Source organism: Paenibacillus sp. GD4 (assembly GCF_030846225.1).
Taxonomy (GTDB): domain Bacteria; phylum Bacillota; class Bacilli; order Paenibacillales; family NBRC-103111; genus Paenibacillus_G; species Paenibacillus_G silviterrae.
In genome coordinates this window covers 3489739-3504375 of record NZ_JAVCYK010000001.1, presented here as the reverse complement: position 1 = coordinate 3504375, position 14637 = coordinate 3489739, and the positions used below count along the sequence as shown (strand labels likewise).

Sequence of the window (14637 nt, the reverse complement as noted above, 5' to 3'; positions counted from 1 at the left end):
TAAGAGGACGGCCGCCTTTCCCTATTCACGGAGCAGCCGGATCGGCTGCCCCGACTTCATATAGATATCCAAGATGAGCTCCGTAGCCTTTCTGGCGGACTCGCCGGTTATGAACGGCTCCCGCTCCTGCTCGATCGCCTCCGCGAAGTCTACGACCAATCGCTCGAATAATCGCGCATTACTCTCGTCGTGCGACGGCTCGGGCGGTTCCACGCCCGGCACTTGGAAGCTGATGATGCCTTCATAGTCCGCCTTAATCGAACCCTTCGTACCGGAGATTTCAATGTATTCCGTCTTCATACCGGTGCTGGCCGTTGAAGCTTCGATCATGCCTACCGCGCCATTCTCATACCGGACGATCGCATAGCCGTGGTCCTCTGTCTCTATATCGTGGTAAACCTGGAACCTCCTAGCGTCCAGCACCTCGTGATAGCCTCCGCAGAGCCATTGTGCAATGTCAACGATGTGGCTTCCCTGCTGCAGGAACGGTCCTCCCCCGTCCAGCTCCATTGTACCGTGCCAGGAATCGTAATAGTCGTGCGGCCGGAAATGCTTCATAACCACGTCCACAACCATGATCCTGCCGAGCTGCCCTGCATCCATCAGCTGCTTAATATCCTGCATATGCCTGATGAGCCTGCGCATGTAGGATACTCCAAGCTTTACCCCGTTCTCCCTGCAGCTTCGGATCATATCCGCTTGCTTTTCCGCCGAGATATGAAGCGGCTTCTCGCACAAGCAATGCAAACCCAAGCGGGAAGCCTGCAGAACCCCCTCATGATGCAGGGCATTCGGCGTGCAGATGATAGCTGCTGTCGCTTCAGCATTCTCAGCTACTTCCCTCAGATCAGTTCCGTAATAGGGAATGCCATGTTCTTCTGCGAATGCTTCGACCTTTATGGAAGACCGTCCGATCACTCCGACTATTTCGGCAAAGGGAAGCTTGGAACGAATGGCCGATATATATTTCGTGCTAATATTGCCGTGTCCAATCAAAACAAATCGATGCTGCTTCATAGATGCCGCTCCTTTTTTACAACAATCACTGCCTCTTCCTTTATTGTAATTCATCGGACATGCCGAATCTAAACCATCTATGCCTTTGTTAGAGAAAATAAACGATTCTTGCGATTAGACGTCGAGGAAGGCAGCGGATCGCTCCCTGTTCGACATTTCCCGGGAAATGCATACAGAAACCTCTTGGATGGGACAGCAAAAGTGGATATACTACAAGGAAGATTATTAATCCGCTAGTATACGGGGGGATTCTATGTCCATCGTCATCATTGTGGAAGGAAAAAACGACAAAGCCCGGCTCCGCCGCCTGCTTACGGACGATATCACCATTCTCTGCACGTTCGGCTCTTTAAATACATTGAAGCTGGAGGATTTAAGGCAAAAGGCGGGCTCAAGCGAGGTGTTTCTTTTTACCGATAATGATTCCTCGGGGAAAAAAATTCGCGGCATTCTGCGCGACCTGTTCCCCGATGCCGAACAAATCTACACGCGGCGGGGGTATGCTGGGGTTGAAGGTACGCCTGACGAGTATCTCATACAGCAATTAGAAAAAGCCGGGCTCGAGGAATTTATCATTTATCCCCCCGTAGACCCGGCCTTGCAGCCTATGAAATAAATTTCATTAAATAAATGACAAGCGTGACGGTAAAAATACTGAAAATGGTAGACGAGAACACCACCTGCGAGGCAAACTCCGGCTCGTTGTCATATTCGACAGCGATCAGCACACTGCTAAGCGAGGTGGGTACCGAGCAGGACAGCACCAGCGCTTGAGCCATAATGCCCTCGATTCCCAGCAGCAGCACAATCCCGAAGCCAACCGCCGGCCCCATGAGCAAACGAAGCACGTTGGACACCATAACGTCCGAGAAGCGAAACTGCCACTTCATGCTTCCCAGCTGTACGCCAAGCGTCAGTAGAGCCGTAGCAATAAACGCATTCGATACATAATTGATAGGCGCATAGATCGGGTCCGGTACCGGAATATGGAACCCGCGCATCACAAAAGCAATCGGAATGACATAAAGCACGGGCAGCGATAGAATCGTCCTCATCGTTTGCTTAAGGTCGCTCTTCTTGGCCGCATTGACGCTGTAAATTCCGTAGGTGTTGGGCAGCAGATTCTGCATCATCATAATGATAATCTGAATCGACATCGTAAAAGCATCCCCGACGAAAACAAGCTGGTTGAGCGGGATTGCATAATTCGCGCTGTTGTAGAAAATAACGCTGTTCCTCATGGCGGTAACCATTCCGCCCTTATAGCCCCGGAGACGGATTACGGCCTCGACCAGCAGGAACATCGCTGCAAAATAAACGACAAAGAAAAGCAGCGTCTGCATCAAAATATTGAGGGAGATCGCCGATTCGTACAGCATCTTGAATACGATGGCCGGGGAAAACAAGTAAAAATTCAGCTTGGAAAGGGTTTTGATGTCCAATTGAAAGGCGCGGTACAAGACCACGCCTACAGCAATCATTATGGTTAGCGGTATCACATTGTTGAGTAAAATATGCAGGAAATAATTCATGTTGTCCGCCCTACTCTTTGCTGATCTTGATCAGATCGTTCACTACCTTATCCAGGTCGAGGTCTACATCGCTTCCGTTATAGTACGTACGGATATCCCCTTTGCCGTCCACAAGCAGAATATAGTTCGTATGGCTGAACGTATCCGCCCCTGCATCCTTCACGACCATAATCCCGTACTTCTGCGCAAGCTCCATCATAGCAGTCTCATCTTCTCCGCGGAGGAAAAACCAGCCCTTCGGATCATAATGAAACCGGTTTGCGAACTGCTGCAGCTGAGCCTGCGTATCCTTCTTCGGGTCGAAGCTGATAGAGAGGAAAGCCGTTTTGGTGCCGAAGACCCCTTTCTCCACCAGCTTATCTTGAATCTTGGAAATCGTATACGTCGTCGGCGAGCACACGTCAGGGCAGGTCGAGAAGTAGAAGTACACCAATCGTGCTTTGCCTGCCGTATCCGCGAGGCTCATCTTTTTCCCATCCACGTTCGTGAGTTCGAAATCCGGCGCTTTCTTGATGACCCCGATTTTCTCCTCCGGTCCTTTGATCAGCATGTATCCCAGGGAACCGATCAGACCTAATAAAAGTATAATGACTATTGCTTGGAAGCCTTTGTTTTTCATGTTTTCTCCTGTTCCTCTCCTAAAAAAATAATCCCATGCGCCTGAAAAGGGTCATGGGAAGATCATTCAGCTTACCCCTGCGGCGTCGTATTGATTACCATAATGATAAACAGCAGGGTCAAATAGTTAATGGAGTAAATAAAGTTTTTCTTAGCCCACGCCACTTCATCCTCCGCCTTGAAGCCCTTAACCGTCAAATACGTCCAGTATAGCCCCATAACGACAGCGGCATAAAAATAAATGTTGCCGACATAGCCGTAAACGTACAGCAGCAGCGATACCGGAACGAGCAGAACCACATATCGGATCATGCTGATCTTGGTCACGAAGGTGCCTTTTACGACGGGAAGCAACGGGAAGCCTGCCGCACGGTATTCCTCCATTCTGCGAATGCCCAGTGCCCAAAAATGCGGCGGCTGCCACAGAAACAGGATGCCGAACAAAATCCATGCCCCTGCGTCCAGCTCCGGCTGAACGGCACAGTACCCGATCACCGGAGGCACGGCCCCGGAGAAGCTGCCGACGAACGTGCTCCAAACGGAGGTGCGTTTAAACCAGGCGGTGTAGATCCATACATACACGAAAAGTCCGATCAAACCGAGCAGCGCGGCAATCGGGTTCGCGAGAAACCAGAGCGTCGAAAGCCCCAGAATACCCAGAATAATGCCGTACGCCAAAACGGTCTGAGGCGAGATTCGGCCGGTAGCGAGCGCTCTGCCCTGCGTACGCGCCATCTTGATGTCCATATCCCGGTCCAAATAATTGTTCAGCACGCAGCCGGAGGCCATGACCAGCGCAGTTCCGATCAGAGTGTATACTAACAGAAGCCAATCCACATTCCACTGGGATGCTACCCAGAAGCCCCCGAAGGCTGTGATCGAGTTAGAGAATAGAATGCCCGGCTTGGCCAGCTGAATAAAATCCTTAATAGAAGCTTTCTGCTGCACGGCTTCCGACGCAGCAGCCACGGTATCCTCCGCGCCTAGCTCCAGACTAGCTTGTTCTCTCAATGCCAAATACCCCCTTGTGTCAACCCTTGTAGCCCATTCGAATCCGGCTCATGGATCCACATCCTCTTAATAATATCAACCTGCAGGACGTTTGACAACAAAGCGGGAAAGTGTTCAAAATATTGTCGATATGTGGGAGGGGGTTGTCCGATTTCGATGGTGGGGAAAGCGTAGAGGATTCTGGGGAGAGTTCATTGCGGGGAAGGGAGGGTACTCCACCGCTCCTTGAAATCAAGTTGTTCTATTGAAAGTATGTATCGGTAACAACTTGATTTCAAAGGCGGCCGTTACCACTTTGCGTACCCTTCCCTCCCCCTCTATTCACTCCCGTGAATCATGAGCTTGGAGACCCTCCATCGGACAACCCCCTCGGAGGGAAGTAAAAAAGAAAACCGCTCACTGCGCCATAAATGGCTACGAGCGGTTACTGACTTTGCGGGGAATTACTTGCGGAGTGGGAGAGGCTCGAGGCCGAACACCTCGGAGCGGATACGGGTTCGGATCGATTCCAGCAAGGCTTGAATCTCATACACCCGTTGTCCCAAGATTGAGATGGCCATTCCATGCTTATACGTATGGCTGACGCCGCAGGATAATGAGGGAGAAGCCGGCTGATCTATGGGGTTCAGCCACTCCCTGAAGCGGTCTGCGAGCTCCTGGTCCGCCTTCTCTGAGAAGAAGAGGAAGGTGCCCAAATGCGTATGGCGGTCCCAGCTTCCCACCTGACGAGGAGAGTGTAATGCAGGGGCGATTCTCTGTCTGGCGCTATAAATTAACTCCTCTTGGAAGAAGACGGATAACCTGGATTGATACAGCTCATAATCGAATTGCTCTCCGCGGTGGGTACGCCCGGGACACAGCACCTCGCTCCACAGCAAGTGGGAGCCCTGCTCCAGCTCAATGACCGTTTCGCTGTCGAACACCGCGTCCTTATACAGCATCACCGGCTCCGGCATGTGCTCGACATAAGCTCCCGCCCTCAAAACGAACTTCTGGTGCTGCTCGCTGGGCCTTGCCTCCGCCCCGGGAGAAATCCTGGCAGGATGAACCTTGGTGTAGGATTGGTTGGTCAGCAGCACCTGACTGTTCTCTCCGAACTCCCACTTGAGCTCATAACGGTCCCCTGCCAGGATACCCGGAGAGGCATCCATCAGGTATACGCCTAGCTGGCGCCCGAAGGCAAAGGTCTTCGCCAGCTTAAGCGGATACGACTGCTTGTGCCGATCCAGCTGCGTCGCGCCTCCCGTGCTGACGAACGAAGCGGCTATCGAGCCGGTCACCCTAGACATGCTTGTATTCGTGCTGCACCCATTCGATAATGCTGTCGAGCCCCTGGCCGTCGAACAGGTTTGAGAAGACGAATGGCTTATCACCGCGCATGCGCTTGGTATCCTCCTCCATGACCTGAAGACTGGCGCCTACGTGGGGGGCCAGATCGATCTTATTAATAATGAGCAGATCGGAGCGCATAATGCCAGGTCCCCCCTTGCGAGGGATTTTCTCCCCCTGTGCTACATCAATAATATAGATGAAGCGATCCACCAGCTCGGGGCTGAAGGCAGCGGCCAAATTATCTCCGCCGCTCTCGATGAAGATCATATCGAGCCCCTCGAAGCGCTGCTCCAGCTCTTCGATAGCTTCAAAATTCATGGAGGCGTCTTCCCGAATGGCGGTATGAGGACAGCCCCCGGTTTCCACCCCGATAATTCTCTCGGCGGGAAGCGCCTCGGAGCGAATCAGGATATTGGCGTCTTCCTTCGTATAGATGTCATTCGTGATAACAGCAATGCTGTATTGGCCATTCAGCTTCCGGGCGAGACGCTCGACGAGCGCCGTCTTGCCGGAGCCTACCGGACCTCCGATGCCGATTCTCATGGGACGCTGCAGAGAGGCTGATGCGGGTGTTTCCCAAACATGATGATGATGCGCTCCTCCTTGACACATGGCGGTGTCCTCCTTCTCCATCTAAAAGTAATGTTTTAAGACATAAATAACCGGGAATATAAGCCGGCATGCTGCATCATGGCGATATCTGCGGCAGGTGAATTGCCATAGCCGTCCCTTAGCGGATCCTGCTCCGCAGTACGGCTCCATGCCTCACTGATCGCCGGCAGCAGTGCCGCAATGAGCCGCTGTCCGTCCGTTTGGCCCAGGGACATCAGACGAAGTCCGCTGTTGATGCAGGTAACGGTACAAGCATACAAGTATCCTTCGGCGGCCCTATCCAGCGGCACCTGCAGCTCGCGGCTGACCCAACCGTGAATCAACGGGTGGGTGCCGATGCAGCGGCCTGCTTGGAGTGCTCCGGCCAGAGGCTCCCACTCCAGGCCCGGATACGTTGCGCGGGCAAGCTGGTACAGGCGGCGGCCCATTTTGGCGACACCGTCCCTCGTCTCTGCGGCGGCTCGCTGCACATGCTGCTGACGATCCACCAGCCAAAGATCCTCATAACGCTCCTCCGGGCAATACTCGTACACCGCCTTAACCGCTAAAGCATCGATAGTCGCCCAGCTTCCCGCCAGCATCGCCAGCACATACGCCTGCAGATCCGCAGCCGTCGTGATTCGTTCCTGCTGCACCAGCGTTTCGAGACCGAACGAATGGGAGAAGCCGCCGATCGGCAAGGCCGAATCGAGGAATTGCACATAAGCGAGCCAGGAAAATGCGGGAACGCTCATGTTCCGGGATCCTCTCCCTTCCTTAACCTGATTGAACATCAACCAGGCGAATGATTACTATGATTTAAAATAGGAAATACCGCTGCGCCATCGGCAGCACCTCGGCCGGTTCGCAAGTGATGGCTTCGCCGTCCACCTTCACTTCGTACGTTTCCGGGTTCACCTCAAGCTTAGGGGTTTCTCCGTTATGGATCATATCCTTCTTGGTCACTTGGCGGCAGCCGCGAATCGGCTCGATGCGCTTCTGCAAGCCAAGCTTCTTATGAACGCCCAGATCATACGCTGCCCGGGAGAGGAACGTTATGCTCGTGGTGCTCACCGCACGGCCGTAAGCGCCGAACATCAGTCGGCCGAATACCGGCTGAGGCGTCGGAATCGAGGCATTGGGGTCGCCCATCTGAGCGAAGGCGATCATTCCGCTTTTCAGCACCAGGTCAGGCTTTACCCCGAAGAACGCCGGCGTCCAGACGACGAGGTCCGCCAGCTTCCCCACCTCCACAGAGCCTACCAGATGCGAGATCCCGTGGGTAATGGCCGGATTGATCGTATACTTCGCGATGTATCGCATAATGCGGAAGTTATCCTGCTGCGGCGTTGCGCCGTCAGATAAGCTCTCTCCCGGAGCCGGCAGATAGCCACGCTGCTGCTTCATTTTATCCGCGGTTTGCCAGGTGCGCAGAATGACCTCGCCTACCCGCCCCATCGCCTGGGAATCGGAGCTCAGCATACTGAACACGCCTAGGTCATGAAGAATGTCCTCCGCCGCTATCGTTTCGGGCCGAATCCGGGAATCGGCGAACGCTACGTCCTCCGGGATCCGGCTGTCGAGATGATGACATACCATCAGCATGTCAAGATGCTCTTCTACGGTATTGATCGTATAAGGGCGCGTCGGATTCGTGGAGGACGGAAGCACATTAAGCTCCGCGGCAATCCGGATAATATCCGGAGCATGCCCCCCTCCTGCCCCTTCCGTATGATACGTATGGATCGTCCGCCCGCCGATGGCGCGGATCGTATCCTCTACGAAGCCGGCCTCGTTGAGCGTATCCGTATGAATCGCCACCTGCACGTCATAACGGTCCGCCACACTCAGACAGGCATCGATCGCCGCCGGCGTCGTCCCCCAGTCCTCGTGCAGCTTCAGGCCGATCGCACCGGCCTCCACCTGCTCGGCAAGCGGCTCGGGAAACGACGCATTGCCTTTCCCTGTGAATCCAAGATTCATGGGGAAGGCTTCCGCCGCCTCCAGCATCCGGTACATGTGCCATGCTCCCGGGGTGCAGGTGGTGGCGCTCGTTCCCGCAGCCGGCCCTGTGCCTCCTCCGATCATTGTAGTCACACCGGAGGACAGCGCCGTTTCGATCTGCTGCGGACATATATAATGAATGTGCGTGTCGATGCCGCCGGCCGTGATGATCTTGCCTTCGCCCGCGATGACCTCCGTCGAAGCGCCGACGATCATTCCCTCGGTGACGCCATCCATCAGATCGGGATTGCCGGCCTTGCCGATCCCGACGATCAAGCCGTCCTTCAGTCCAATGTCCGCCTTCACGATCCCCCAATGATCGATGATCAAGGCATTCGTAATGACGGTATCCAGCACCCCTTGGTCCCGGGTATGCCGGCTCGACTGCCCCATCCCGTCACGGATGACCTTACCGCCGCCGAACTTGCATTCTTCTCCATAAACTGTATAATCCCGCTCCACCTCGGCCCACAGATTCGTATCGGCTAGTCTGACGGCGTCTCCGACCGTGGGACCGAACATCTGGGCGTAAGCCTTTCGCTCCATATCGGCCACAGCTACATCCCCTCTTCCCATTCCGTAAGCCGAATCCGAATCGGCTCCTGCAGCTGCCCCCGCTGCACCTTGCCGCGGGACAGCCCGTTCAGGCCAAACGACAGCTTCTCACCGCCCAGCTCCACAAGCCGGATCGGCTTCTCCTCACCGGGCTCGAACCTTACAGCGGTCCCGGCCGGGATATCGAGCCGCATCCCGTAAGCCTGTGACCTGTCAAAGCGCAGCTGCCGGTTGACCTCAAAAAAATGAAAATGAGACCCGACCTGGATCGGACGATCTCCCATATTAACAACTATGACCTCAAGCTTCTCTTTGCCCGCGTTGAGTTCAATAGATCCTGCGGAAGTACGAATTTCACCCGGGATCATGCCGCAACCTCCTCTACCTTCGAATCGGCTGATGCACGGTAACCAGCTTCGTTCCATCCGGGAACGTCGCTTCGACCTGCACCTCGTGAAGCATTTCAGGCACGCCTTCCATGACCTGTTCCGCCCTCAGGATCGTCGTCCCGAAGTGCATCAGCTCCGCAACCGTCCTGCCGTCACGCGCACCCTCCAAAATTTCCGAGGTGATCAGCGCCACGCTTTCCGGATAATTCAGCTTAACTCCACGGAGCAAGCGACGCCGGGCCAGATCGGCAGCTACCGTAATCAGCAGCTTCTCCTTCTCTCTCTCCGTCAAGTGCATGATACCCCTCCTACAAAACACGAATGATTCTTTGAAGATAGGTCTATTATATTCGCGGTTACAGCTCCTGTCTATAGTTTATGTCATATTGTATAACACGAAACAATTGTTTTTTTTCTGAAATCGACTCATAACCAACGATAAATTTGCATAAATCTCTCTATAACTCACACAAAAACACGAACATTCCCAGCAAAACAAATTTTATGTTATATATATTGACATGTAAATAACATTTGAATATGATAGGGCATGTAAGCCATACTGAAAACCAAAATTTGGGGAGTGGATGAGAGATGGTACCGACAAAGAAAAAGGGCTTCACCGCGCTAATGGCCGCATGCCTCACATTATCCGCCTTGCTCGCAGGGTGTGCGGGAGGAGAGAAGCCTGCAGCGACAAACGCCGCCGACACAAAAACAGAAGCAGCGAGCGGCGACAATACGGTACCGGTGGGGATTCTTCACTCGTTGACCGGTACGATGTCAATCAGCGAGGTATCCGTACGGGACGCTTCCCTGATGGCGATCGAAGAGATCAACAAGGCCGGCGGGCTGCTCGGCAAGCAGCTGAAGCCTATCGTAGAAGACGGTGCTTCCGACTGGCCGACCTTCGCCGAAAAAACGAAGAAGCTGCTGCAGAAGGATAAAGCCGTAGTCATCTTCGGCGGATGGACCTCCGCCAGCCGCAAGGCCGTACTTCCGGTCGTCGAGCAAAACAAAGGACTTTTCGTTTATCCTGTCCAATATGAAGGCCTCGAGGCGTCTCCGAACATTTTTTACACCGGCGCCACCACCAACCAGCAGATCGTACCGGCCGTATCCTGGCTGCTCCAGAATAAAGGCAAGAAGTTTTTCCTCCTGGGCTCCGACTATGTCTTCCCAAGAACCGCCAACAAAATCATCAAGGAGCAGCTGAAAGCCGAAGGCGGCACGCTTATCGCAGAAGAATATACCCCTCTTGGACATACCGACTACAATACTATCATCAGTAAAATCAAGGCTCAGAAGCCGGATGTCGTGTTCAATACACTGAACGGCGACAGCAACGTGGCCTTCTTCAAGCAGCTGAAGGATGCCGGAATTACCGCGAAAGATCTTACCACTCTATCGGTTAGTGTCGCGGAGGAAGAAATCCGCGGAATCGGCGCCGGTGTTCTCGAAGGCCACTATGCCGCTTGGAACTATTTCCAAACGACCGATACGCCGGAGAACAAAAAGTTCGTTGAAGCCTACAAAGCGAAATACGGCAAAGACCGCGTAACCGATGACCCGATTGAAGCCGGATATTTTGGCGTCTACGTATGGGCGGAAGCGGTCAAGAAGGCAGGCTCCTTCGATGTCGAGAAGGTCAAGGAAGCTGCCAAGGGCATCGAGATCAATGCGCCGGGCGGCAAGGTGAAGTTCGACGGCGAGAATCAGCACGTGTATAAGACCGTTCGGATCGGGGAAGTGATGGCCGACGGCCAGTTCAAGGAGGTATGGAACTCCGGTCAGCCCGTGAAGCCGGATCCGTTCCTGAAGACTTATCCTTGGGGTGCTGAGGTTACGAAGAAGTAATAGGCTTAGCCTCTCCTGAGCAATGAATCCTTCGGCATTCCTTATCCGCTAGCACACACCCCAGAGGCTCGTTCCCTAAGCCGTTTCCGGCTTACGGGACAGCCTCTTGCATTTTCCCAAACGAAGCACATCACACGAAACGGAGGTACCAGCTATGAGCTTGCTTATTCTGCAGCTGTTCAACGGCGTCTCGCTCAGCTCCATCCTGCTGCTGATCGCGCTCGGACTCGCCATCACCTTCGGGCTGATGAACGTGATCAACATGGCGCACGGCGAATTCATTATGATCGGGGCCTATATGGCCTATACCATCCAGCTGCTTTTCCAAAAGCTGCTGCCTTCCGGCGTCTTCGGCCTCTATTTCGTCCTCTCGCTGGGGGTTGCCTTCGCCGTAGCCTTCCTTGTCGGCTGGCTGCTTGAGGTATCGCTGATCCGCTACCTTTACGGCCGTCCGATGGATAGCCTGCTCGCCACCTGGGGGGTTAGCCTTGTGTTGCAGCAGCTGGCGCGCACCATCTTCGGAGCCCCGAATGTAGCGGTTAAGGCGCCGGCTTGGCTCGAAGGGGGACTGGCGATCACCGCGGATCTGACCTTGCCTTATAAGCGCTTGTTCATCATCGCTCTCGTTGCGGTCTGTATCACCGTGATTTACCTCTACCTGTATCACACGCGCGGCGGCCGTAACATGCGGGCGGTCATGCAAAACCGCTCGATGGCCTCCAGCCTCGGCATTTCCACCCGCCGCGTCGATGCCGTCGGCTTCGCCTTCGGCTCCGGGATGGCGGGCATCGCCGGCTGCGCGCTGACGCTGCTCGGTCCGATCGGCCCTTCCATCGGCACCTACTACATCGTCGACGCCTTCATGGTCGTCGTACTGGGCGGCATCGGCAAGCTGATCGGAACGGCCGCCGGTGCGCTCGGCATCGGCGTCCTCGGCACCGCCTTCGAATATACTACCAGCGCCACGCTCGGCAAGGTCATCGTGTTCACGCTGATCATCGCCTTCCTGCAGTGGAAGCCGGCCGGCCTCGTCACGATGAAATCCAGAGCTCTAGACTAACAGGAGGTGATCTCCCCATGCTGACATCATTGCCGCTGCGCAATAACAAAATGAAAATCATAGCCAGTGTGATCCTGCTGGCCCTCATGCTGCTGGCACCGCTGGTGTTATCCGAATTCCGCCTCTCCCTGCTCGGCAAATTTCTGGCCTATGCCATTCTGGCCATGGGCCTTGACCTGATCTGGGGCTACACCGGCATCCTGAGCCTTGGGCATGGCGTATACTTCGGGCTAGGCGCCTACGCGATGGCGATGCACCTGAAGCTGACAGCCTCCGGCGGCGAGCTTCCCGACTTCATGTCATGGAGCGGCGTGGAGACGCTGCCCTGGTTCTGGCAGCCGTTCCATTCGCCCGTCGCGACGCTGCTGCTCGCCCTGCTGATTCCGGTAGCGGTCGCCTTCCTGCTCGGCTACCTGACGTTCCGCAACCGGATTAAGGGCACCTTTTTCTCCATTCTGTCGCAAGCGCTTGTCATCATTACCGTTACGCTCTTCGTCGGACAGCAGGGCTTCACCGGAGGCACGAACGGACTGACCAACTTCGATACGTTCCTCGGATGGAAGCTGGGCGAACCTTCCACCAAGCTTGGCTTGTACTACGCCACGGTGGCGATCGTGGGACTGACGCTGCTGCTGTGCCTATGGCTCGCCTCCAGCCGTCTCGGCAAAATTCTCGTCGCCGTGCGGGACGCCGAGAACCGCGTCCGCTTCATCGGCTACAATCCGGTCGCCTACAAGGTGTTCATCTACTGCGTATCGGCGGCATTGGCCGGACTCGCCGGGGTCATGTTCGTCCTGCAGGAGGGGATCATCTCCCCTGCTCAAATGGGCATTGTGCCTTCAATTGAGATGGTGCTTTGGGTAGCCATCGGCGGCCGCGCCACCATCTTCGGCGCTCTCATCGGCGCCGTGATCACGAATGCAGCCAAAACCACCTTCAGCGAGGCTTATCCTGACTGGTGGCCGATTATTTTAGGAGCGATGTTTATCGTCGCCGTTCTCTTTTTGCCTAAGGGTCTCGTCGGTACCTTTCAGGACTTTGCAGGCCGATGGACCCGGCGTTCCGAAGCGCCCGAACCGCAGGTACCTGTAACCGGCGCCGCTACCAAACCCATTCAAGGAGGCTGATTTGCCATGAGTAGGACGGAGACATCACCCAGAAAAACAGAGCCCGGCACCATCATTCGCGTAGAGCAGCTTGAAGTGGACTTTGACGGCTTTAAGGCGATTCGCGATCTTGCCTTCACCTTGAACTCAGGGGAGCTTCGCTTCCTGATCGGACCGAACGGAGCCGGCAAGACAACCCTGCTCGACGTGCTGTGCGGCAAGGTGAAGCCTTCGAAGGGGCGCGTCTTGTATAAGGGACAAACGGATCTGGCCAAATACCAGGAGCATCAGATTGCACAGCTGGGCATCGGGCGCAAATTCCAGGCTCCCTCCATCTTCGTCACCCTTACGGTGCAGGAAAACCTGCTTCTCTCCATGAGGCAAAAGCGAGGCCTGCTCAGCTCGCTGATCGCCAAGACGACCCCTGAGCAGCGGGAAAAGGTGCAGCAATACCTCGAGCTGATTGGACTGGCGGACCGCTCCGGCGAGAAAGCCGGCTCCCTCTCTCACGGGGAGAAGCAGTGGCTTGAGATCGGCATGCTGCTTATTCAAGAGCCCGAGCTGCTCCTGCTTGACGAACCGGCAGCCGGGATGACGGACAGCGAAACGGAGAAAACCGGCGAGCTTCTCCATCGCATCAGCGACAGGCAGACCGTCGTTGTGGTGGAGCACGATATGGAGTTTGTGAGGCAGTTCGCCAAGACGGTAACCGTCATGCATGAGGGCAGCGTACTGCGGGAGGGCACGATGGAGGAGATCCAAAGCGACGAACGAGTGGCAGAGGTGTATCTTGGAAGACGGGAGGAGCGAAGCCATGGCTAATTCCAGCTTGAACGCTCTGGAGCTGTCGGACATCGAGGCAGGCTACGGGGAAAGCATGATTTTGCGCGGCGTCCAGCTGAAGGTAAGGCCCGGTCAGGTCGTCTGCCTGATGGGACGCAACGGCGTCGGCAAATCAACCTTAATGAAGACGATCATGGGACAAATCAAGCCAAAGCGCGGCACCATCCGTTATGCCGATGAGGATATTACCTCAAGCCCCGCCGACCGGCGGGCCCGCGGAGGGATCGGCTACGTGCCCCAAGGCAGGGACATCTTCTCCCAGCTGACCGTGGAGGAGAATTTGCTGCTCGGCCTTGAGGCCGCCACCCCTGCCGTTCGGAGGAGAGGCATCCCGGAGCACATCTATGAGAAGTTTCCTGTGCTGAAGGAGATGCTGGCTCGCAAGGGCGGCGACCTCAGCGGCGGACAGCAGCAGCAGCTCGCGATCGCCCGAGCGCTGGTGGCCGAGCCGAACGTATTGCTGCTTGACGAGCCGATGGAGGGCATTCAGCCGTCGGTCGTTCAGCAGATTGAGGAGGTCATCGCCTCCATTAAGAGGAGCAAGACGATGTCGGTGCTGCTTGTCGAGCAAAGCCTCACCTTCGCCACGACCATCGCAGACTATTATTATGTCATTGACAAGGGAACGGTCGTAGCCGAAGGAAGCTCAGAAGCCTTGAGTGCCGATGAGGTACGCCGGCATCTGGCGGTCTAGTTCAATTACACGGATTTGGAGGACCCCT

The 14637-nt window shown here is 55.3% G+C and carries 16 protein-coding genes; 6 read left to right on the top strand and 10 right to left on the bottom strand.

Going from position 1 to position 14637, the window contains the following annotated elements; translation table 11 throughout:
• Window positions 1-21: 21 nt before the first annotated feature.
• On the bottom strand, window positions 22-1017 hold the full coding sequence (locus tag RAC89_RS16980) for a Gfo/Idh/MocA family protein (RefSeq protein WP_306614889.1): 996 nt from the start codon (window positions 1015-1017) through the stop codon (window positions 22-24).
• Window positions 1018-1270: 253 nt separating this feature from the next.
• On the opposite strand from RAC89_RS16980, the gene RAC89_RS16975 reads away from it, so the two are divergent.
• Complete coding sequence (locus RAC89_RS16975; protein WP_306614888.1) at window positions 1271-1633, top strand: ribonuclease M5; 363 nt, start codon at window positions 1271-1273, stop codon at window positions 1631-1633.
• Here RAC89_RS16975 and RAC89_RS16970 read toward each other — a convergent pair.
• The 9 genes from RAC89_RS16970 to RAC89_RS16930 form a co-directional block, all read right to left on the bottom strand.
• Window positions 1623-2549 carry an AEC family transporter gene (locus tag RAC89_RS16970; protein ID WP_306614887.1) on the bottom strand — a complete coding sequence of 309 codons (927 nt, stop codon included), beginning with the start codon at window positions 2547-2549 and terminating at the stop codon, window positions 1623-1625. The genes RAC89_RS16975 and RAC89_RS16970 overlap by 11 nt on opposite strands.
• A 10-nt stretch (window positions 2550-2559) precedes the next feature.
• Window positions 2560-3168, bottom strand: a complete 609-nt coding sequence (locus tag RAC89_RS16965; RefSeq protein WP_284644630.1) for an SCO family protein — start codon at window positions 3166-3168, stop codon at window positions 2560-2562.
• Window positions 3169-3239: 71 nt separating this feature from the next.
• Window positions 3240-4178, bottom strand: a complete 939-nt coding sequence (gene cyoE / locus RAC89_RS16960; RefSeq protein ID WP_284644629.1) for a heme o synthase — start codon at window positions 4176-4178, stop codon at window positions 3240-3242.
• Window positions 4179-4621: 443 nt separating this feature from the next.
• Window positions 4622-5467, bottom strand: coding sequence for an urease accessory protein UreD (locus RAC89_RS16955; RefSeq protein WP_306614885.1), 846 nt, complete (start codon window positions 5465-5467; stop codon window positions 4622-4624).
• On the bottom strand, window positions 5460-6122 hold the full coding sequence (gene ureG / locus RAC89_RS16950; protein ID WP_284644627.1) for an urease accessory protein UreG: 663 nt from the start codon (window positions 6120-6122) through the stop codon (window positions 5460-5462). Before ureG ends, RAC89_RS16955 begins: the two co-directional genes overlap by 8 nt.
• Before the next feature lie 35 nt (window positions 6123-6157).
• Window positions 6158-6856, bottom strand: a complete 699-nt coding sequence (locus tag RAC89_RS16945; RefSeq protein WP_306614883.1) for an urease accessory protein UreF — start codon at window positions 6854-6856, stop codon at window positions 6158-6160.
• Between the two features lie 64 nt (window positions 6857-6920).
• The gene (gene ureC, locus RAC89_RS16940; protein ID WP_373429952.1) at window positions 6921-8681 is read right to left on the bottom strand and encodes an urease subunit alpha; all 1761 of its coding nucleotides are present in this window, start codon (window positions 8679-8681) and stop codon (window positions 6921-6923) included.
• Window positions 8663-9028 carry an urease subunit beta gene (locus RAC89_RS16935; protein ID WP_306614882.1) on the bottom strand — a complete coding sequence of 122 codons (366 nt, stop codon included), beginning with the start codon at window positions 9026-9028 and terminating at the stop codon, window positions 8663-8665. Before RAC89_RS16935 ends, ureC begins: the two co-directional genes overlap by 19 nt.
• A 13-nt stretch (window positions 9029-9041) precedes the next feature.
• Entirely contained in the window at window positions 9042-9347 is a 306-nt protein-coding gene (locus RAC89_RS16930; RefSeq protein WP_306614881.1) for an urease subunit gamma, read from the bottom strand.
• Between the two features lie 332 nt (window positions 9348-9679).
• On the opposite strand from RAC89_RS16930, the gene urtA reads away from it, so the two are divergent.
• The 5 genes from urtA (at window position 9680) to urtE (ending at window position 14609) form a co-directional block, all read left to right on the top strand.
• The gene (gene urtA / locus RAC89_RS16925; RefSeq protein WP_372516731.1) at window positions 9680-10906 is read left to right on the top strand and encodes an urea ABC transporter substrate-binding protein; all 1227 of its coding nucleotides are present in this window, start codon (window positions 9680-9682) and stop codon (window positions 10904-10906) included.
• Window positions 10907-11060: 154 nt separating this feature from the next.
• A complete protein-coding gene (gene urtB / locus RAC89_RS16920) occupies window positions 11061-11966 on the top strand; it encodes an urea ABC transporter permease subunit UrtB (protein WP_284644621.1) in 906 nt (301 codons plus the stop codon).
• Between the two features lie 17 nt (window positions 11967-11983).
• Window positions 11984-13093: an urea ABC transporter permease subunit UrtC gene (urtC, locus tag RAC89_RS16915; RefSeq protein WP_373429951.1), complete on the top strand. Its 1110-nt coding sequence runs from the start codon at window positions 11984-11986 to the stop codon at window positions 13091-13093.
• 6 nt (window positions 13094-13099) lie between these two features.
• Window positions 13100-13894: an urea ABC transporter ATP-binding protein UrtD gene (gene urtD / locus RAC89_RS16910; RefSeq protein ID WP_306614879.1), complete on the top strand. Its 795-nt coding sequence runs from the start codon at window positions 13100-13102 to the stop codon at window positions 13892-13894.
• Window positions 13887-14609, top strand: a complete 723-nt coding sequence (gene urtE / locus RAC89_RS16905; protein ID WP_306614878.1) for an urea ABC transporter ATP-binding subunit UrtE — start codon at window positions 13887-13889, stop codon at window positions 14607-14609. The genes urtD and urtE overlap by 8 nt, the downstream gene beginning before the upstream one ends.
• Window positions 14610-14637: the final 28 nt, after the last annotated feature.